The following is a 19,079-nucleotide window of genomic DNA, read 5'->3' as shown; positions in this document are numbered from 1 at the left end:
ACGTCTTCGCTGGTTGAGGGCGATGTTCAAGACATGGATGCTCGGCACAAGGCCGAACGTGACCGCAGGGGCACGCGCCGATGACCGACGCAGCCCCGCTCCTCGAGGTCACTGACCTCGCCACCCATTTCCACACGCGCAACGGTGTGGTGAAGGCGGTCGACGGCGTCTCCTTCTCGCTGAAGCGCGGCGAGGTCATGGGCCTTGTCGGCGAGTCCGGCTCGGGCAAGAGCATTACCGGCTTCTCGATCATCGGCCTGATCGATCCGCCTGGCCGGGTCGAGCACGGCTCGATCAAGCTGGAGGGGCGCGAGCTGGTCGGCCTGCCGGTCCAGGACCTGCGCGCCATTCGCGGCAAGACCATCTCGATGGTCTTCCAGGACCCGTTGATGACCCTGAACCCGGTGCTGACCATCGGTGCGCAGATCCTGCTTGCGCTGGAGGCGCATGAGAAGGTCTCGGCCGAGGAGGGCAGGCGCCGCGCCATCGCGGCGCTCGCCCAGGTGCGCATTCCCGAGCCCGACGCCAAGGTCGATTTCTACCCGCACCAGTTCTCGGGGGGCATGCGCCAGCGCGTCGCCATCGCGATCGCGCTGTTGCATCGGCCCAAGCTGATCATCTGTGACGAGCCGACCACCGCGCTCGACGTCTCCATCCAGGCCGAGATCCTGGCCGAGATGAAGGAACTCGTCGCCGAACTCGGCACGGCGCTGATCTGGATCAGCCACGACCTCGCCACGGTCGCCTCCATCGCCAGCAAGGTCTGCGTGATGCGCTACGGCAAGATCGTCGAGGCCGGCCCTGTCCTCGACGTGCTGACCAAGCCGCAGCATCCCTATACGCAGGGCCTCCTCGACTCGCTGCCCTCGCGGGCCGAGCCCGGCCAGTTGCTGGCGCGCGGCGCCGGGGTCTCCGATGCCGCCCCGCCGCCGCGGAAGACGGCTGTCGAGCGTCACGAGCCCAAGCCGGGCGTGCCCTATTTCACCATGGAGCTGGTCAGCAAGCGCTTCCAGGAGCAGCCGAGCCCGCTGCGGGCGCTGCTGCAGAAACTCGGCGTCGCCAAGCCTCCACACGGCGTCCAGGCGGTCGATTCGGTGAGCCTGACGGTGACCCGCGGCGAGGCGCTCGGGCTCGTCGGCGAATCCGGCTCGGGCAAGTCGACGCTCGGGCGCATGGCCGCCGGCATCTACGCGCCGAACGCCGGCACCGTGCTGCTCGACGGCGAGCGCGTGATGAGCGCGGGCGAGCGCCCGCACAAGACCACGACCCGCGTCCAGACCATCTTCCAGGATCCGTTCGCCTCGCTCAATCCGCGCATGCGCGTCAGTGACAGCATCGCCGAGGGGCCGGTGACCCATGGCATCGTCACCAAGGCGGAATCGGCCGAGTATGTCCGGCAATGGCTCGCGGCGGTCGGGCTCGATCCTGCCTTCGCCGAGCGCTATCCGCACCAGTTCTCTGGCGGCCAGCGCCAGCGCGTCGCCATCGCCCGCGCCCTCGCCATGCAGCCGGATGTCGTGGTCTGCGACGAGCCGGTCGCCTCGCTCGACGTTTCCATCCAGGCGCAGATCATCAACCTCCTGATCCGCCTGCGCTCAGAGCTCGACCTCACCCTGATCTTCATCTCGCACGACCTCTCGGTGGTGCGCCATCTCTGCGACCGGGTCGCGATCATGTATCGCGGCCGCATCGTCGAGGAGGGGCCGGCGGGCGAGATCTACGATCACCCGCAGCATGACTACACCAAGCGCCTGCTCGCGGCCGTGCCCGTGCTGCCGACGGCCTGACCATGCCCATCCGTCATTGCGAGGAGCGTAGCGACGAAGCAATCCAGCGCCCCGCGCAATTCCCTGGATCGCTTTGCCGCGCTCGCAATGACGTCCATTCCCTGACTGCGGAAGGAGCCTGACCATGACCCAACCCGAGCTCGAATGCTGGCAATGGCCGGAAGAGGTCTGGCGCGGCAAGGTCGATCGCGTCCGCGCCGGCCGCAGCCTCAAGCCGAAAAAGTGGAAGAATGGCGCCCGCTGCGCCGTCGCCCTGTCCTTCGACGCCGATCACGAGACCAACGAGCTGCGCGATGGCGGCCAGTCGGTCGGGCGCCTCTCCTGGGGCCAATACGGCACCCGCGTCGGCGTGCCGCGCATCCTGAAGATGCTGAAGCGCGAGGACATCAAGGCGACCTTTTTCGTCCCGGCGGTCGCGGCGCTGCTGCATCCGGAAGAGCAGAAGCAGGTCATCGCCGAGGGCCACGAGATCGGCCTTCACGGCTGGATCCACGAGGTCAATACCCGCGTGCCGCCGCAGAATGAGCGCGAGCTGCATTTCCGCTCGGCCGATACGCTGGAGAAGATCACGGGCGTTCGTCCCGTCGGCATGCGCACCCCGTCCTGGGATTTCTCCGAGGTGACGCTGCAGATCCAGCGCGAGCTCGGCCTGCTCTACGATTCCTCCCTCTTCGCCGATGAGGATCCCTATGAGCTGATCGACAAGGGCGAGGCGACCGGCATGGTCGAGCTGCCGGTCGAATGGATTCGCGATGATGCTGTTTATTTCAACATGAACCGCTTCCAGGCTCTGCGGCCCTATACCGGCCCGGAGACGGTGTTCGACATTTTCCGCCGCGAGTTCGATGGCGCCTATGAGGATGGCGGACTGTTCCTGCTGACCATGCATCCGCATGTCATCACCTACCGCTCGCGCTTCTGGATCCTCGAGGAGCTGGTTCGCCATGCCAAGGCGAAGGGCGATGTCTGGTTCGCCAGCCATGCCGAGATCGCCCAGTATGTGAAGGACGAGGCCGGGCTCTAGCACCGGAATAACGTTGGGGCAGGGCCGATTCGCACGGAACCCTGCCTCATTCCGGCCGTTTTCGGTTCAGCGGGGGTTCACGGCGGTGACGCTGTGATCCCGGCAACTGAAACCGGACGGAACTCATGACGCGCACCAAAAGTTGGCTCCTGATCGGCACCATCCTGCCCGCACTGACCCTCGCCCAGAGCGGCCAAGCACAGGAACCGCCGCGCGGGCCAATAAGGGTCGCGCAGGCTCCAGCTCCTTCGGACGACCAGCCGGACGGCCGGCAGCGGCAGCGCCAACCGGGCCAACCGCCGCGTGGTCCGGGCGAAGGCCGACCGGCCCCGGGCGCAGCGCCCGGTGCTCCTCCGCCAGCGCAGCGTCCCGCGCCCGGCGCGCCGCCTGCCGTCCAGCGCCCGGCGCCGCCTTCTGCCCCAGGCGCTGCGCCCCCGGGCGTCCCCACCGCGCCGCGCCCGCCGGCCGAGCCGCGCCGCGAGCCGGCGATGCCGCGTCCCGTGCCGCCGATCGCGACGCCTGAGAGCGCTCCGGCCCAGCGCCCCGCTCCGGCGCCCGGCCAGCCGCCGGCCTTGCGCGGCGCGCCCGGACAGAGCGCGCCTGGCGCTGCCCCCGAGCAGCGCCGCGCCACGCCGCCGACCCCGCCTGCCACGGCACCGCAGCAGCGGCCGCAGGCCGCGCCCGCTCCGGTCCAACCTCCCGTCACGGCGCCGCCGGCGGCACGCACGCCGGGCGCGCCTGCGCCGGCGACCACGCCCGGAATTCCGCCCGCGGCCCGTCCGACGCCGGCGCCGGGACAGCCATCGGCGATCCCGCCTGCGCCGGCGCAGCGTCAGCCCGGTGCCGAGCCGCCCATGCCGCGTCCCGTGCCGCCGATCATCGCGCCCGGCGCGCAGCAGCCTGGCCAGCAGCCCGGCGCACGGACGCAGCCCGCGCCCGGCCAGCCGCCGACCGTCGCGCCGGGTCAGCCGCCGGCTGTTGCGCCCGGTCGCGCGCCGGGAGCCCCCGTGCCGCCACCTGCAGCCCAGCCCGGCCAGACGCAAATGGCGCCGCCGGCTGTCGGCCAGCCTCCGGCTCCCGGCCAGCAGCCCTTGCCGCCCCCTGACCGACAGGGCCGCCGCGGCGGTATCGGGCTCGGTGGAGCGGCCGCGATCGGCCTCGGCGCCGCCGCGATCGGCGGCATCATGGCGACGCAGGGCGCCGACCGGATCGATGACGTCCGCAGCCGGCGCGAGGAGCGTCGCGAGGGCGATGTCACCATCATCCGCGAGCCCGGACGCACCATCATCCGCGGCGACGACGATCGCTACGTCATCCAGCGCGACGAGACGCAGCGCTTCCGCGATCTCGGCTATCAGGGTCGGACGGAGCGGGGCGACGGCGAGACCCGCACCGTCTTCGAGCGGCCCGATGGGACACGCGTCGTCACCGTCACCGACGAGAGCGGCCGCCTGATCCGGCGGACGCGCTTCGACCGGGACGGGCGCGAGGTGGTGATCATCGACAACAGGCGCCGTGACGATGGCCGCCCGCGCTTCGCGGAGGATGTCGTGGTGCTGCCGCCTCCGCCGCTCCCGCTGCCACGCGAGCGCTATATCGTGGATGCCGAGCGCGCCGACGAGAACCTGATCTACGAGACGATCACCGCACCGCCGATCGCGGCGATTCCGCGCCGCTATACGCTCGACGAGGTCCGCTATTCGCCCGACCTGCGCGCGCGTATGCGCAGCGTCGATATCGACACGGTGAATTTCGATTCCGGCTCCTGGCAGGTCGCGCAGGGCCAGGATCAGAAGCTCGCCATCATCGCCGCCTCGATCCGCAAGGCGCTCGAGCGCTCGCCGAACGAGGTCTTCCTGGTCGAGGGCCATACCGATGCGGTCGGCAACGATGTCGACAACCTGTCGCTCTCGGATCGCCGCGCGCAGTCGGTCGGCGAGATCCTGACGCGTGACTTCCAGGTCCCGCCCGAGAACCTGACGACGCAGGGCTATGGCGAGCAATATCTCAAGGTCCAGACGCAGGAGGCCTCGCGCGAGAATCGCCGCGTCACGCTCCGGCGCATCACGCCGCTGCTCGCCGGGCAGAACTGACCTGAGCCAGGCCGCCGCGTTCGAGGGAACGCGGCGGCTTCGGCTGCGTTGCACGCATGAGCCGCCGCATGGCCGCGGCGGACGCCTCTGGGGGAGGTTGCCATGCGTGGAAGCCGTTGGATTTTTCTGGGTCTCGTCCTGATCGGGCTGGTTGTGGCGGAGGCTGCAGCTGCCCAACAGGGCGGGGTCGAACGTCAGCGGGCGCCCGGCGTGCCGCTCGCGCCCAAGCCGGCGGATGTTTACGAGGACATTGCGCGTGACGGCATGCGCCCGGGCACCGATCGGGCGGGGCCGCGCCTTGATGCGCAGCAGGAGCGCAAGGCGGAGCGTGGGGCGGACCGGGAGCTGCCGATGCCGAAGCCGGTGCCGTCGATCATTGCCCGGTAGCCGTTCACCTTCGCGAAAGATTTGGCTCCTAAGGCTGGGGTGACAGGAGTTCCCCCATGAGCGACGCCGTTGCCCTCGCGCAGAGCTATGCCGCGACCGAGGCCGTCAAGACCCAGCAGGCCCTGCAGATCGAGATGCTGAAGCAGCAGGCGGCGTCCGGCGACGCGGCAGTCGAGTTGCTGCAGCAGAGCGCCGATCAGCAGAAGGCCATGCTGCCGGCGGGGCAGGGTGGCAACGTCGATATCACGGCCTGAGCCTGCCGCACGCGAAGCCCTTCAGCGCACATCCTTCGAGACGCGCTCTGCAAGCCCCTCAGGAGGGGGCTGGCATGACGCCCGCTCAGGCATGCCAGTTGCGCTTTCCCTGGAAGCCGCATAACCTTCGCCTCGTTCCGAGGGGTGCCCGCAAGGGCTGAGACGGCGTCACAGCCGAACCCATCGAACCTGATCCGGGTCATACCGGCGGAGGGACTGGAACGCGGCTGCTTCCCCGCATCCGCAGACAGCGCTGAACCGCTTCTAAACCCCGGATCTCCTGCACCTTGGACCAAGGAGGAGATCCTCAGTGAATACCCATACCAATCCGCAGAAGAACAGCGTCAAGGCCGCGCCGCATAGCGTGACCACCGGGCCGATCATCGGTTCGCGCAAGATCTATGTCGCCGCGCCCGAGCATCCGCAGATGCGCGTGCCGTTCCGCGAGGTCGTGCTGACCACCGACGCCGAGCCGCCGGTGCGCATCTACGATCCGTCCGGCCCCTATACCGAGACCGAGGCCAGGATCGATCTCAATGCCGGGCTCATTCAGCCGCGCCGCGCCTGGCTCGATGCCCGCGGCTTCCAGACCGTGCCCGGCCGCGCCGTCACCGATGCCGATAATGGCAACATCTCCATCGAGCAGCTCGTCCCGGCCTGTCCGGCAGAGCGCCCGATCCTCGAGGCGAAGCCCGGCCAGATGGCGACGCAATACGAATTCGCGAGGGCCGGCATCATCACGCCCGAGATGATCTATGTCGCCCATCGCGAGAATCTCGGCCGCGCCGCCATGCTGGACGGCGCCCGCGAGCGCCATGCCGATGGCGAGAGCTTCGGCGCCGCCGTGCCGGAATTCGTCACGCCGGAATTCGTCCGCGAGGAGATCGCGCGCGGCCGCGCCATCATCCCGGCCAACATCAACCACCCCGAGCTCGAGCCGATGGCGATCGGCCGCAACTTCCTGGTCAAGATCAACGCCAATATCGGCAATTCGGCCGTCACTTCAGGCGCAGCAGAAGAGGTCGAGAAGCTGGTCTGGGCGATCCGCTGGGGCGCCGATACGGTCATGGACCTCTCGACCGGCCGCAACATCCACAACATCCGCTCCTGGATCCTGCGCAACTCGCCGGTGCCGATCGGCACCGTGCCGATCTACCAGGCGCTGGAGAAGGTCGGCGGTGACCCGATCAAGCTCGACTGGGACGTGTTCAAGGATACGCTGATCGAGCAGGCCGAGCAGGGCGTCGACTATTTCACCATCCATGCCGGGGTGCGCCTGCCTTACGTTCCGCTGACGGCCTCGCGCGTGACCGGCATCGTCTCGCGCGGCGGTTCGATCATGGCGCGCTGGTGCCTGGCGCATCACAGGGAGAGCTTCCTCTACGAGCGCTTCGACGAGATTTGCGACATCATGCGCAAATACGACGTCTCGTTCTCGCTTGGGGACGGCCTGCGTCCGGGCTCGATCGCCGACGCCAATGACCGCGCCCAGTTCGCCGAGCTGGAGACGCTGGGCGAACTCACCAAGCTCGCCTGGGACAAGGGCTGCCAGGTCATGATCGAGGGCCCCGGCCACGTGCCGATGCACAAGATCAAGGAGAACATGGACAAGCAGCTCGTGGAGTGCGGCGAAGCGCCGTTCTACACGCTCGGACCGCTGACCACCGACATCGCGCCGGGCTACGACCACATCACCTCCGGCATCGGCGCGGCGATGATCGGCTGGTATGGCTGCGCCATGCTCTGCTACGTCACGCCGAAGGAGCACCTGGGTCTCCCGAACCGCGACGACGTCAAGACCGGCGTCATCACCTACCGGATCGCCGCCCATGCCGCCGACCTCGCCAAGGGCCACCCGGCCGCGAAGATCAGGGACGATGCGCTTTCGCGCGCCCGCTTCGACTTCCGCTGGGAGGATCAGTTCAACCTGGCGCTCGACCCGGATACGGCCCGCTCCTTCCACGACGAGACCCTGCCGAAGGACGCCCATAAGGTGGCTCATTTCTGCTCGATGTGCGGGCCGAAATTCTGCTCGATGAAGATCACGCAGGATCTGCGCGCCGAGGTGCTGGCCATGGGCGACAACGAGCGTGCCGCGCTCGATCAAGCGGCAGCGCAGATCGAGAACCAGAGACTCGAGGGCATGGCGGCGAAGTCGGAGGAGTTCCTCGAGAAGGGCGGCAAGCTCTACCTGCCGGCGGCGGAGTGAGCCGGGCGTCACGGGCCTCTGCTGTGACGCAGCAACGCCATGATCGTCGGCGACAAGGGCCCTCCGCCACCGCCGACGATCACCGCCATGACCTCAGACGCTCCGCCCGCAGCCGGCTTGCAGGCCCATGGCAGCCTGCCCGTGGCGCCGCGCCTGCCGGTCCGCCGCCTTCGGCTCGTCGCCGAGATCGGGCTGTTCTATCTATGCTTGCCGCTGCTCTACGCGCATCTGATCCAGACCTACCGCATCTCGCTGATCGTGCTGATGCAACCGCTGCTGCTTGCCTTGCTGGCCTATCTCCTCTGGTCCCGCGATTTCAGCCTGCAGCGGGAATTCTCGCGTGGAGTGTCCGGGCGCGTCGTGGCTGGCATCATCGGCCTGTTCGTGCTGGTGGCGGGCGCGATCTCGGCCTGGGTCTCTATCAACGAGCCCGGTGGCTTCCTCAGCTTTCCGCTCTACAACACGCGGATGTGGCTGCTGGTGATGGTCTTCTACCCGCTGCTTTCGGTGCTGCCGCAGGAACTCGCCTTCCGCAGCTTCTTCTTCCATCGCTACGGCCCGCTTTTCGGCGATCGGCTCTGGCTGCTTGCCCTGGTGAACGGGGCGCTCTTCGGCTTCGCCCATATCATCTATGGCGGGCCGGTCTCGATCATCCTGAGCGGGGCGCTAGGCGTGCTGCTCGCCTGGCGCTATGCACGGACGCGCTCGCTTCGGGCGATCTGGCTGGAGCATGCACTCTACGGCCAGATGATCTTCACCGTTGGGCTCGGCCGCTATTTCTTCACCGGCGTCTCGACGCTTCAGTAGCGAGGCCCTTCCGATGAGCGCGATCATGTCCGGCATGGCTAGCCTCAGCGCCACCAGGGTCGCGGCCGTGCTGGCGCGCGTCGCCGAGCGCAGCCCGCGCGTGCACTGCCTGACCAACACGGTGGCGCAGAACGTCACCGCCAACATGCTGCTCGCCTTCGGCGCCATTCCCTCGATGGCTGTTCATGTCGACGAGGTCGCGGCGGTGGCGCAGGGCGCCGGCGCGATCCTGATCAATCTCGGCACGATCAGCGCCGATGGCGAGCTCGCCATCCCCAAGCTGCTGGAAGTCGCGCGCGATCGCCACAAGCCGCTGGTGCTCGATCCGGTCTTCGTCGAGCTCTCGCCCTTGCGCCGGCACATCGCGCGTGAGGTGCTGCGCCTGCCCGATGTCGTGGTGCGGGGCAACGCCGCCGAGATGCAGGCGCTCGCGGCCGAGCTCGATGGCGCGGGGCGCGTCACCCGTGTCACCACCGGCAGGATCGACGGGATCGAGGGCGCGAGCGGGTCGCTGGCGATTCCTTACGGCCATCCGCTGATGACCAGAGTCACGGGCCTCGGCTGCGCCTCCAGCGCGCTGGTCGCGGCCTGCTGCGCGGTCGAGCCCGATCCGGTCATTGCCGCCGGTGCGGCGCTGACCGCCTATGGCATCGCTGGCGAGATCGCTGCCGCGAAATCGGCCGGCCCGGGCAGCTTCGCCGTCAACTTGATCGACGCGCTCGCCGGCATCGACGAGGCGCTGCTGCGCCGGCATATGGGAGAGAATGCGTGAAAGTCGACGTCCGTGTTTATGGCCTGGTCGATCCTCAGATCGGCGCCGGCCGCTCGCTCGCCGAGCTGGCGCGTGCCGCCGCCGATGGCGGTGCGACGCTGATCCAGCTTCGCGCCAAGGAGCAATCGACGCGCGAGATGGTGCGCGAGGCCAAGGCCATTCACGCCGCGCTCGCCGGCAGCAATGTTCCGCTCCTGATCAATGACCGCGTCGATGTCGCGCTCGCCTCGGGCGCCGAAGGCGTCCATCTTGGCGCCGACGACATGGAGCTGGCCGACGCCCGCCGCCTGCTCGGTCCGGACGCGATCATCGGCGCGACTCTGAAGAAGGCCGGCGAACTGCCCTATCTGGCGTCGGCTCCGATCGACTACGCCTGCATCGGCGGCGTTTTCGGCACGGTGCACAAGGATAACCCCGACGCGCCGGTCGGGCTCGACGGCCTGGCGAGCCTGCGCCGCGAGGCGGCCCGGGTGCTCGGGCCGATCCCGATCGGCGCCATCGCCGGCATCAACGCGACCAACGCCGCCTCGGTGATCGCGGCCGGAGCCGATGGCGTCGCGGTGATAGGTGCGCTGTTTGCGGGCACGGATACCAGGGCGGCAGCCCGGGAATTGCGTGCGATCGTCGACGCGGCGCTTGCTTCTGACCGGGCTCGCCCGGCCTGAGACCTATTGCGTCGGCACCGGCGCCGGCGCAGCCGGACGGGCCACCGCCGGACGCGGCGGGCGCGGCCGCTCCGGCTTCGGCTCGGGCAGGCCGAGCCGGGCGCGGATCGAGGCGGCCTTCGCCTCTGTGAGGCGCGCCGCGCAGAAGCCGATCTGCCCCTCGCGCTGGAAATCCCGGCAGATCCGCTCGCGCTCCGACGAGAAGCCGGCCTGCTCGCGCGCGATCGAGCGCTGGTCGACGGCGTCGGATTTGGCGGTCAGCGCCTTGTAGCCCTCGAGCACGGCACGTTCCGCCTTGCCCCGATCGGCCTCGATTTCCTTGGTGCGGCTGCTCAGGGTGCGCGCATCCGGCCCCCACAGGCCGCGCGGGTCGATCCGGCAGGCCGCGGCCGTGATCACGCAGGGCTCGGTCGGCTCGACCACGAGGAAGGCGCCGTCGAGCACGTCGAACACGATCGGGCAGGCCGGGGCTTCGAGCTGGTAGCGCGGCACGCCGGCTGGCTTGCCATGCGGCGTCACCGGGATCGGCGCATCCCCGAAATTGACCACGCAAGGCTCGGTCAGGTTGTCGGACTGGTAGCCGTCGGCGCTGAATTTCAGGCCATAGCCGGTCCCGAGCTTCTCGAGGCTCGCCTGGCCGAGCGCGCCATTATGCCGAAGCGGGCGGCCGGCGATCGAGTCCTCGGTCGGCAGCTTGATCGGCGGCATTGAGGGCGTGCGCGGCTTCGGCGGTCCGCTGGGAGTGGCGGATGGCGGCGCGGCCTGCTGGCTGCCGGCCGGATTGAACGGCTGCGCGCCGGGCAGTTGCAGCGGCTGTGCCTGCGCAACACCGGCCAGGCCGGCAAAGGCCAGCATCGCAAAGGTCTTGCAGGTTATGCGGCGTGAATTCGTCAGCATTGTCCGCCATGCGACTGGGAACGTGATCTTCTGCATGAAGTGCCATGCCGCCGCGCGCAAGAGCAGCCGCGCAACACCTTGCGTGAATGATGCTGCCTTTCGGCCTCCGGTAGGCTTTGCCTGAGCGGGCACATCGGCGAGACTTGCCGATACGTCAGGGGCTCACTATGCGCTTCCTGCCGATCGGTTTCATCCGAAATCGATCCGGCGGGTGTGGATTCGGACGATGCTCGTAACCACGACCGCGATTATCCCCGCTATCGCCGATTCTTAATCCGGCTCCGTGTCTTGCAAGGGGAGGAACACCCTCACTATATACGCCGCCAAGAGGCGGTCCTTGTGGCCGCGAATCGTGGAATGCCGGTATCGTTCGCCGCGTGAGGTGGGGGCGGGCCGGTCCATGGGCCGGCCGGCGGCGCTTGCGTCGCAGGTCGGCGATCTGCTCAATCGAAAGGGATCCCATCCATGGGTAAAGTCATTGGTATCGACCTCGGCACGACGAATTCATGCGTCGCGGTGATGGAAGGCACCACGCCTAAGGTCATTGAGAATTCCGAGGGCGCCCGCACCACGCCTTCGATCGTCGCCATCACCGATGACGGCGAGCGTCTGGTCGGCCAGCCTGCCAAGCGCCAGGCCGTCACCAATCCGGAGCGCACTTTCTTCGCGATCAAGCGTCTGATCGGTCGTACCTTCGACGATCCGATGACGCAGAAGGACGTCAAGCTCGTCCCGTACAAGATCAAGAAGGCCTCCTCGGGCGATGCCTGGGTCGAGGCTGACGGCACCGACTATTCGCCCTCGCAGATCTCCGCCTTCACGCTGACGAAGATGAAGGAGACCGCGGAGGCCTATCTCGGCCAGCCGGTCACGCAGGCGGTCATCACCGTCCCTGCGTATTTCAACGACGCCCAGCGCCAGGCCACCAAGGATGCCGGCCGCATCGCCGGCCTCGAGGTGCTGCGCATCATCAACGAGCCGACCGCCGCCGCGCTCGCCTATGGCCTCGACAAGAAGTCGACCGGCACGATCGCGGTCTACGACCTCGGCGGCGGCACCTTCGACGTCTCGATCCTCGAGATCGGCGACGGCGTCTTCGAGGTGAAGTCGACCAATGGCGACACGTTCCTCGGCGGCGAAGACTTCGACATGCGCCTCGTCGAGTATCTCGCCGACGAGTTCAAGCGCGAGCAGGGCATTGACCTGAAGAAGGACAAGCTCGCCCTCCAGCGCTTGAAGGAGGCGGCCGAGAAGGCCAAGATCGAGCTGTCGAGCGCCTCGCAGACCGAGATCAACCTGCCCTACATCACGGCGGATGCGTCCGGTCCCAAGCACCTCGCCATCAAGCTTTCGCGCGCCAAGTTCGAGAGCCTGGTCGATGACCTGATCCAGCGTACCATCGAGCCCTGCAAGAAGGCGCTCAAGGATGCCGGCCTCTCGGCGGGCCAGATCGACGAGGTCGTCCTCGTCGGCGGCATGACCCGCATGCCGAAGGTCCAGGAGGTCGTGAAGCAGTTCTTCGGCAAGGAGCCGCACAAGGGCGTCAACCCGGATGAGGTCGTCGCCATCGGCGCCGCGATCCAGGCCGGCGTGCTGCAGGGCGACGTCAAGGACGTGCTGCTGCTCGACGTGACCCCGCTTTCGCTCGGCATCGAGACGCTGGGCGGCGTGTTCACCCGCCTGATCGACCGCAACACCACGATCCCGACCAAGAAGAGCCAGGTCTTCTCCACCGCCGAGGACAACCAGGGCGCAGTGACGATCCGGGTCTTCCAGGGCGAGCGCGAGATGGCGGCCGACAACAAGCTGCTCGGCCAGTTCGACCTGATGGGCATCCCGCCGGCCCCGCGCGGCATGCCGCAGATCGAGGTGACCTTCGATATCGACGCCAACGGCATCGTCTCGGTGACGGCGAAGGACAAGGCCACCAACAAGGAGCAGCAGATCCGCATCCAGGCATCCGGTGGTCTCTCCGAGGCCGACATCCAGAAGATGGTCAAGGACGCCGAGGCGAATGCCGCCGAGGACAAGAAGCGCCGCGAGCTGGTCGAAGCGAAGAACCAGGGCGAGAGCCTCGTGCACTCGACCGAGAAGTCGCTGAAGGACTATGGCGACAAGGTTTCCGCCGCCGACAAGACGGCGATCGAGACCGCGGTCGACGCGCTCAAGGCTGCTCTGGCCGAGGACAATGCCGAGACCATCTCGGCTCGCACCACGGACCTGATGCAGGCGTCGATGAAGCTCGGCGAAGCCATGTATGCGGCGAGCCAGGCCGAGGGCGCAGCCGCTGAAGGTGGCGAGGCCGAGACCGCTGAGGCCAAGAAGGACGACGTCATCGACGCCGACTTCAAGGATGTCAGCGACGACAAGGGTGACAAGAAGAAGAGCGCCTGATCGGCGTTCGGCCCTCCCTGCGATACCGTGGCCGGGTTCGACCCGGCCATTGCCTTCGGGGATGGCCTCTTGAATGACAGGACGTTCTCATGCCGCCATGGCCGGGTCGATCCCGGCCATGATTCGGAAGGGAGCGGAGGGGCCGCGGATTCATGTCCAAACGCGACTATTACGAGATCCTCGGGGTTTCCCGGACAGTGACGGAAGTCGAGCTCAAATCGACCTTCCGTAAGCTCGCCATGCAGCATCACCCGGACAAGAACCCGGGCGACACGGCTGCCGAGATCAAGTTCAAGGAAATCAACGAGGCCTACCAGATCCTGTCCGATGGGCAGAAGCGCGCGGCCTATGACCGCTACGGCCACGCCGCCTTCGAGAATGGCGGCGGGCCGGGCAACGGCGCCGACTTCTCCGACTTCATGTCGGATATCTTCGATTCTTTTTTCGGCGACGCGCGCGGCGGTCGTGGCGGGCCGCGCGGCGCAAATGGCCGCGAGCGCGGCGCCGATCTGCGCTATAATCTCGAGATCGGGCTGGAAGAGGCTTTCGCGGGCAAGACCGCCTCGATCCGTGTGCCGACCTCGATCGCCTGCGAGGTCTGCACCGGCACCGGCGCCAAGCCGGGCTCAAGCTCGCGCCAATGCCCGACCTGCGGCGGCCATGGCCGCGTCCGCGCCAACCAGGGCTTCTTCTCGGTCGAGCGCACCTGCCCGACCTGCGGCGGCCGCGGCGAGGTCATCGACGATCCCTGCAAGAACTGCTCGGGCTCCGGCCGTGTCACCCGTGAGCGCACGCTCTCGGTCAACATCCCCGCGGGCGTCGAGGACGGGACCCGCATCCGCCTTGCCGGCGAGGGCGAGGCCGGGCTTCGCGGCGGGCCGGCGGGTGACCTCTACATCTTCCTCTCGATCAAGCCGCACGCGATCTTCCAGCGCGACGGCGCCGACCTGTTCTGCCGCGTCCCGCTCGGCCTGACCTCGGCCGCGCTCGGCGGCGAGATCGAGGTGCCGACCCTGACCGGCGAGAAGGCGCGGGTGAAGGTTCCCGAAGGCACCCAGAGCGGTAAGCAGTTCCGCCTCAAGGGCAAGGGCATGAGCGTGCTGCGCTCGCGCGAGGTCGGCGATCTCTATATCGAGGTCGTCGTCGAGACGCCGCAGAAGCTCACGCCGCGCCAGCGGGAATTGCTGATGGAATTCGAGCGCGAGAGCTCGCACTCGACCCATCCGGAAACCGCCGGCTTCTTCGGCCGGGTCAAGGATTTTCTTGGTGGCATCAGCGGCGGGGCAGCCTGAATCGTCCTTGCCAGCATAGCGATGCTATCCACGAGCGGCGGCCCTCTACGTCCTCCTGGATTGCTTTGTCGCTGCGCTCCTCGCAACGACGGCGGGACTTCCATAAGAAAAGGGCGGGTGACCCCAGAGGTCACCCGCCCTTTTTCGATCGCAGGTCGCCGACTTCCGTCAGGCCTTGTCGATCACTTTCTTCACCGCGTCCTTGGTCTTGCCGACGGCCTGTTGGGCCTCGCCCTTGCGCTCCTGCGCAAAGCCTTCGGCTTGCAGGTCGGGTTTGTTGAGCGCCTTGCCGACGCCCTGCTTGACGTTGCCGGCGGCCTCGTTGGCCATGCCCTTGATCTTATCGGCAGTGCTGCCCATTGGTCGTTTCCTCGTTCTGAACTCGTGCCGCCATGGCGGCTATGAGGAAGAAACGGACCAATCGGGAGAAGGTTCCCCAATCGGGCTTGTCTTGGCATCCACGTCTTGAGCTGGTCGAGGGGGTGAAGACCTGGATGCTCGCCACGAGGGCGGCCATGCCTGCGAGCGTTACATGGACGCCATCCGTTACCCGGACGCCATCGCCCGCAACGCGTCCGCCGTTTGCGCGTCGGCGGGAAAGAACGTCTCGAGCGCCAGCTCCGACAGGGTGATGTCGACAGGCGTGCCGAACACGGTCGTGGTCGAGATCAGCGAGAGGATGCGGTCGCCGAGCCTGAGCTGCATCGGCACCACGATCGCCGCCTCCGGCTCGATCTCGGCCGCGTGCCCCTTCCTTGTCGGCAGAACCGGGGCCGGATAGGTCAGCAGCTCCGCGAGCAGATCGGCCAGCACCGGATCGGCCGTCGCCCTGATCTGCTGGCGCAGCCGTGCGAGCAGATGCGAGCGCCACTCGCCGAGATTGGCGATGAAGGGCGCAAGCCCGCCAGGCGCCAGGCTCAGCCGGAGCACGTTGACCGGCGGCCGCAGCAACTCGGCCTCGGCTGCCAGCCCCATCAGCGGCGCCACGGCGGCGTTGGCGGCGAGCAAGGTCCAGTGCCGGTCGACCGCGATGGCCGGATAGGGCTCGTGACCCCTGAGCACGAGATCGATCGCCGTCTTCGCGGCCTGAAGGCCAGGGTCTTCCAGCGAGCGCTCGAGATAAACAGGCGCATAGCCGGCGGCGAGCAGGAGCGCATTGCGCTCGCGCAGCGGCACGCCGAGATTCTCGGCGAGGTGCAGGACCATGTCGCGGCTTGGTTGCGAGCGGCCGCTCTCGATGAATGAGAGATGCTTCTGCGAGATCTCGGCCTCGAGGGCGAGATCGAGCTGGCTCAGCCGGCGCAGCTGGCGCCAATCGCGGATGAGATGGCCGACGGTGGGTCTGTAATGCTCGTTCATGCCGGCAAACCTAGTCGGTCGTGCGCCGCTGTCCAATTACCTCCCGCTTAATCGACCGGCCGCCTCGTCTTCGTCAGCATGACCCCATCAGCAACGGCCCGGGACCGGATGGCGGTCTCGGGCACAGCCAAGGAGACCAGTCATGTCGTCGATCCGCTCCTCGCGTTTCCTGCGCAACGCCCTCGCCCTCGATGCCGCCGCCTGCGCGACGACGGGGCTCCTGCTCGCTCTCGGGGCCGGTCCGCTCTCCGGCCTGCTCGGCTTCCCCGCCTCCTTCCTGATGGGCGCCGGGCTCGTGCTCTTGCCCTGCGCGGCGCTGCTCGCCGTCTTCGCCGGCCGCGAGGCCTTGTCGCGCCTTGCCGTCTACGCGGTGATCGGCGTCAATATCCTCTGGGTCGCGGACAGCATCCTGATTCTGGTCGCCGGCTGGTTCGCGCCGACCGGGCTTGGCATCGCCTTCGTCCTGGCCCAGGCTGCGGCCGTGGCGGCGATCACCGAGCTTGAGGTGATCGGGCTGAAGCGCTCTCTCCCGGTCGGCGGCGCGGCGCGTGCCGCCCTCTGAGCCCGGACCGGCAGGGCCGTGCCGTTCCTTTCGGAATGGCCGGCTCTTTACATCGCTTCAGCCGGCAAACTGTCACGAAACTGTCGTCACCGCTCACTAGCCGATGCCTGCCAGTTTCATGCTCCAGCCGGACAGGATCGACCCATGCGCAAGCCCTTGATTCTCGCTGCTCTCGCTTCAATTCTGCTCGGCGGCACCGCGCTCGCCGAGCCGATGTTCAATCGCGTCGCCACCTTCTCCGTGCCGCTCAACCTCCCGGCCGACCGTGACGCCTCGAAGAAGACCGTCTCCGAGATCATCGCCGCCAACGAGGCCGGCACCATGCTCGCCTATACCGATGCCGAGCAGCAGGCGATCGGCCTCGTCGACATCACCACGGCGAGCGCGCCGAAGCCCGCCGGCTTCGTCCCGGTCGGCGGCGAGCCGACCTCGGTGGCCATCCTCGGCGACAATGTTTTCGCCGTCGTCGTCACCTCCGGCAGCAATTTCAAGGAGCCGACCGGCTACCTCGCCACGATCGACCTCAAGACCAAGCAGATCACCGCCAAATGCGAGCTCGGCGGCCAGCCGGACTCGATCACCCTGACCAAGGACAAGGGCAAGCTCGCCATCGTCATCGAGAACGAGCGCGACGAGAAGTTGAACAAGGGGGACCTGCCGCAGCTCCCGGCCGGCAACCTGACGCTGGTCTCGATCAAGGATGGCGGTGCCGACTGCGCCTCGCGCCAGGTCGTCGACCTGACCGGCATCACCGCGGTCGAGCCGACCGATCCGGAGCCGGAATTCGTCGACGCGAACCAGGACGGCCTGATCGTGGTGACGCTGCAGGAGAACAACCACATCGCCGTGGTCGACTCGAAGACCGGCAAGGTGGTCGCCAATTTCTCGGCCGGCTCGGTCGATCTCAAGGGCATCGACAAGACCCGCGACGGCCAGATCAAGCCGACCGAGGAGATAAAGGGCGTCGCGCGCGAGCCCGACGCCGTGCGCTGGCTCGACAATGACCGCTTCGTCACCGCCAACGAGGGGGACTGGAAAGGCGGCTCGCGCGGCTTCACCATCTTCCGCAAGGACGGCACGGTCGAGTTCGATTCCGGCAACATGGTCGATCGCACCGCCATGCAGCTCGGCCACTATCCCGAGCGCCGCTCCGCGGCCAAGGGCAGCGAGCCGGAGGGCATCGAGGTCGGCACCTATAATGGCGAGCGTCTCTTCTTCGTCGGCCTCGAGCGCGCTTCGCTCGTTCTCGTCTTCAAGGACGAGGGTGCCGGCCGCGCGCCGCGCTTCCTCCAGGCGCTGCCGACCGCGATTGCGCCGGAAGGCCTGCTCGCTATCCCGCAGCGCAACCTCTTCGTCACCGCCTCCGAGGCCGATGTCGGTGACAAGGGCGGTGCCCGCGCCGCGGTGATGATCTACGAGCGCTCGGAAGCGCCGGCGAATTATCCGATGATCGCCTCAGTGGACGTCGACGGCGCTCCGATCGGCTGGGGCGCGCTCTCCGGTCTCGCCGCCAGCCCGACCACGGCCGGCCGCCTGCATACCGTCACCGACAGCGCCTATAGCCCGACCCGCATCCTCGATATCGACGCCACCCAGAAGCCGGCGAAGATCGTCTCGGCCCTGACCGTCACCAAGGACGGCAAGCCGGTCGGCTATGATGTCGAGGGCATCGTCGCCCGCCCGGCAGGCGGCTTCTGGCTTGCCTCCGAAGGCGCTCCCGAGGCCAAGGAGAAGCCGACGCAGAACCTGCTGCTGCGCGTCTCCGCCAAGGGCGAGGTCGAGGAGGAGATCGCTCTCCCCGAGGATTTCGCCAAGCAGGCGATCAACCAGGGCTATGAGGGCGTCACCGTCACCGGCAGCGGAGACAACGAGACCGTCTGGATCGCCGTGCAGCGCGAGTGGAAGGACGACCCGAAGGGCAAGGTCAAGATCCTGACCTACAAGCCTTCGACCAAGAGCTGGGGCGTTCTCTACTACCCGCTGACCGCTCCGGCGGCCGGTGCCTGGATGGGCCTGTCTGAGCTGACCTATCTCGGCGACGACCGCTTCGCCGTGATCGAGCGCGACAACCTCTTCGGCGCCAAGGCGGTGAAGACGCTCGCGACCTTCTCGGTCAAGGGCCTGACGCCGGCGCCGTTCGGCTCCTCGACGATCCCGACCGTCGAGAAGAAGCTGCTGCGCGACCTGACGCCGGACCTGATGAAGCTCGGCGGCTACGGTCTCGACAAGGTCGAGGGCATGGCTGTCGACAAGGACGGCAACCTCTTCGTCGTCACCGATAATGACGGCGTCGACGATTCCTCCGGCGAGACCGCCTTCTTCGCCTTAGGCAAGCTGGCGCATTGAGGCCATCCCCTTCTCCCACCCATCTCGGGCTTGCCCGAGATGGGCAGATGGAGGCGGCGAGGTCGGGAACACCCGACTTTGGTGCGGGAGAAAGCAGACAGGCGAAGCCGGGACGGATGAGGGCGCGCGCGACGATTGCCGCGCGGCCCTTTTTTGATTTCACCGATAACAGGCGGCGCGACCCCTCATCCGCCGCTGCCGCGGCACCTTCTCCCGCAAGGGGAGAAGGGA

16 protein-coding genes and 1 riboswitch are annotated in these 19,079 nt (G+C 67.7%); of the genes, 13 read left to right on the top strand and 3 right to left on the bottom strand.

Translation table 11 applies throughout. From position 1 onward, the window contains the following. The first annotated feature begins 80 nt into the window (after positions 1-80). The 9 genes from EV560_RS36655 (at position 81) to thiE (ending at position 9,998) form a co-directional block, all read left to right on the top strand. Positions 81-1,787, top strand: coding sequence for a dipeptide ABC transporter ATP-binding protein (locus EV560_RS36655; protein WP_131854881.1), 1,707 nt, complete (start codon positions 81-83; stop codon positions 1,785-1,787). Positions 1,788-1,911: 124 nt separating this feature from the next. After that, positions 1,912-2,811, top strand: coding sequence for a polysaccharide deacetylase family protein (locus tag EV560_RS06255; RefSeq protein ID WP_131854880.1), 900 nt, complete (start codon positions 1,912-1,914; stop codon positions 2,809-2,811). A gap of 488 nt (positions 2,812-3,299) precedes the next feature. Next, a complete protein-coding gene (locus EV560_RS06250) occupies positions 3,300-4,904 on the top strand; it encodes an OmpA family protein (protein ID WP_248311922.1) in 1,605 nt (534 codons plus the stop codon). Between the two features lie 102 nt (positions 4,905-5,006). Beyond that, positions 5,007-5,291 (top strand): hypothetical protein, encoded by a 285-nt coding sequence (locus EV560_RS06245; protein ID WP_131854878.1) that lies wholly within the window; start codon positions 5,007-5,009, stop codon positions 5,289-5,291. 56 nt (positions 5,292-5,347) lie between these two features. Beyond that, positions 5,348-5,545: a hypothetical protein gene (locus tag EV560_RS06240; protein ID WP_131854877.1), complete on the top strand. Its 198-nt coding sequence runs from the start codon at positions 5,348-5,350 to the stop codon at positions 5,543-5,545. A 130-nt stretch (positions 5,546-5,675) separates the two neighbouring features. Then, positions 5,676-5,779, top strand: a riboswitch (TPP riboswitch). A gap of 76 nt (positions 5,780-5,855) precedes the next feature. Beyond that, the gene (gene thiC / locus EV560_RS06235) at positions 5,856-7,754 is read left to right on the top strand and encodes a phosphomethylpyrimidine synthase ThiC (protein ID WP_131854876.1); all 1,899 of its coding nucleotides are present in this window, start codon (positions 5,856-5,858) and stop codon (positions 7,752-7,754) included. A gap of 87 nt (positions 7,755-7,841) precedes the next feature. Continuing rightward, positions 7,842-8,561, top strand: a complete 720-nt coding sequence (locus EV560_RS06230) for a CPBP family intramembrane glutamic endopeptidase (RefSeq protein ID WP_165923349.1) — start codon at positions 7,842-7,844, stop codon at positions 8,559-8,561. 25 nt (positions 8,562-8,586) lie between these two features. Beyond that, entirely contained in the window at positions 8,587-9,333 is a 747-nt protein-coding gene (locus EV560_RS06225) for a hydroxyethylthiazole kinase (protein ID WP_131854874.1), read from the top strand. Continuing rightward, on the top strand, positions 9,330-9,998 hold the full coding sequence (gene thiE, locus EV560_RS06220) for a thiamine phosphate synthase (protein ID WP_131854873.1): 669 nt from the start codon (positions 9,330-9,332) through the stop codon (positions 9,996-9,998). Before EV560_RS06225 ends, thiE begins: the two co-directional genes overlap by 4 nt. Before the next feature lie 3 nt (positions 9,999-10,001). Here thiE and EV560_RS06215 read toward each other — a convergent pair whose 3' ends face one another. Next, positions 10,002-10,895, bottom strand: a complete 894-nt coding sequence (locus EV560_RS06215; protein WP_131854872.1) for a hypothetical protein — start codon at positions 10,893-10,895, stop codon at positions 10,002-10,004. Between the two features lie 465 nt (positions 10,896-11,360). Between EV560_RS06215 and dnaK the strand changes: the two genes are divergently transcribed. Next, positions 11,361-13,289 (top strand): molecular chaperone DnaK, encoded by a 1,929-nt coding sequence (gene dnaK, locus EV560_RS06210; protein WP_131854871.1) that lies wholly within the window; start codon positions 11,361-11,363, stop codon positions 13,287-13,289. 152 nt (positions 13,290-13,441) lie between these two features. Further along, positions 13,442-14,581: a molecular chaperone DnaJ gene (dnaJ, locus tag EV560_RS06205; RefSeq protein ID WP_131854870.1), complete on the top strand. Its 1,140-nt coding sequence runs from the start codon at positions 13,442-13,444 to the stop codon at positions 14,579-14,581. A 168-nt stretch (positions 14,582-14,749) separates the two neighbouring features. Here dnaJ and EV560_RS06200 read toward each other — a convergent pair whose 3' ends face one another. Next, positions 14,750-14,941, bottom strand: coding sequence for a CsbD family protein (locus EV560_RS06200; RefSeq protein WP_131854869.1), 192 nt, complete (start codon positions 14,939-14,941; stop codon positions 14,750-14,752). A gap of 186 nt (positions 14,942-15,127) precedes the next feature. Then, positions 15,128-15,940 carry a helix-turn-helix domain-containing protein gene (locus EV560_RS06195; protein ID WP_131854868.1) on the bottom strand — a complete coding sequence of 271 codons (813 nt, stop codon included), beginning with the start codon at positions 15,938-15,940 and terminating at the stop codon, positions 15,128-15,130. Between the two features lie 142 nt (positions 15,941-16,082). On the opposite strand from EV560_RS06195, the gene EV560_RS35710 reads away from it, so the two are divergent. Both EV560_RS35710 and EV560_RS06185 read left to right on the top strand, forming a co-directional pair. Continuing rightward, a complete protein-coding gene (locus tag EV560_RS35710; protein WP_165923348.1) occupies positions 16,083-16,502 on the top strand; it encodes a hypothetical protein in 420 nt (139 codons plus the stop codon). Positions 16,503-16,646: 144 nt separating this feature from the next. Continuing rightward, a complete protein-coding gene (locus EV560_RS06185) occupies positions 16,647-18,848 on the top strand; it encodes an esterase-like activity of phytase family protein (RefSeq protein WP_131854867.1) in 2,202 nt (733 codons plus the stop codon). Positions 18,849-19,079: the final 231 nt, after the last annotated feature.

This window comes from Allobosea sp. BK604, assembly GCF_004341515.1.
GTDB lineage: Bacteria > Pseudomonadota > Alphaproteobacteria > Rhizobiales > Beijerinckiaceae > Allobosea.
This window is presented reverse-complemented; position numbering and strand designations above follow the sequence as displayed.

Excerpts from the sequence above, each read along its gene's own strand:
- EV560_RS36655 (WP_131854881.1), top strand. The coding sequence starts at position 81 with ATGACCGACGCAGCCCCGCTCCTCGAGGTCACTGACCTCGCCACCCAT.
- EV560_RS06255 (WP_131854880.1), top strand. The coding sequence starts at position 1,912 with ATGACCCAACCCGAGCTCGAATGCTGGCAATGGCCGGAAGAGGTCTGG.
- EV560_RS06250 (WP_248311922.1), top strand. The coding sequence starts at position 3,300 with ATGCCGCGTCCCGTGCCGCCGATCGCGACGCCTGAGAGCGCTCCGGCC.
- EV560_RS06245 (WP_131854878.1), top strand. The coding sequence starts at position 5,007 with ATGCGTGGAAGCCGTTGGATTTTTCTGGGTCTCGTCCTGATCGGGCTG.
- EV560_RS06240 (WP_131854877.1), top strand. The coding sequence starts at position 5,348 with ATGAGCGACGCCGTTGCCCTCGCGCAGAGCTATGCCGCGACCGAGGCC.
- EV560_RS06230 (WP_165923349.1), top strand. The coding sequence starts at position 7,842 with ATGACCTCAGACGCTCCGCCCGCAGCCGGCTTGCAGGCCCATGGCAGC.
- EV560_RS06225 (WP_131854874.1), top strand. The coding sequence starts at position 8,587 with ATGTCCGGCATGGCTAGCCTCAGCGCCACCAGGGTCGCGGCCGTGCTG.
- EV560_RS06215 (WP_131854872.1), bottom strand. The coding sequence starts at position 10,895 with ATGCTGACGAATTCACGCCGCATAACCTGCAAGACCTTTGCGATGCTG.
- dnaK (WP_131854871.1), top strand. The coding sequence starts at position 11,361 with ATGGGTAAAGTCATTGGTATCGACCTCGGCACGACGAATTCATGCGTC.
- dnaJ (WP_131854870.1), top strand. The coding sequence starts at position 13,442 with ATGTCCAAACGCGACTATTACGAGATCCTCGGGGTTTCCCGGACAGTG.
- EV560_RS06200 (WP_131854869.1), bottom strand. The coding sequence starts at position 14,941 with ATGGGCAGCACTGCCGATAAGATCAAGGGCATGGCCAACGAGGCCGCC.
- EV560_RS06195 (WP_131854868.1), bottom strand. The coding sequence starts at position 15,940 with ATGAACGAGCATTACAGACCCACCGTCGGCCATCTCATCCGCGATTGG.
- EV560_RS35710 (WP_165923348.1), top strand. The coding sequence starts at position 16,083 with ATGTCGTCGATCCGCTCCTCGCGTTTCCTGCGCAACGCCCTCGCCCTC.
- EV560_RS06185 (WP_131854867.1), top strand. The coding sequence starts at position 16,647 with ATGCGCAAGCCCTTGATTCTCGCTGCTCTCGCTTCAATTCTGCTCGGC.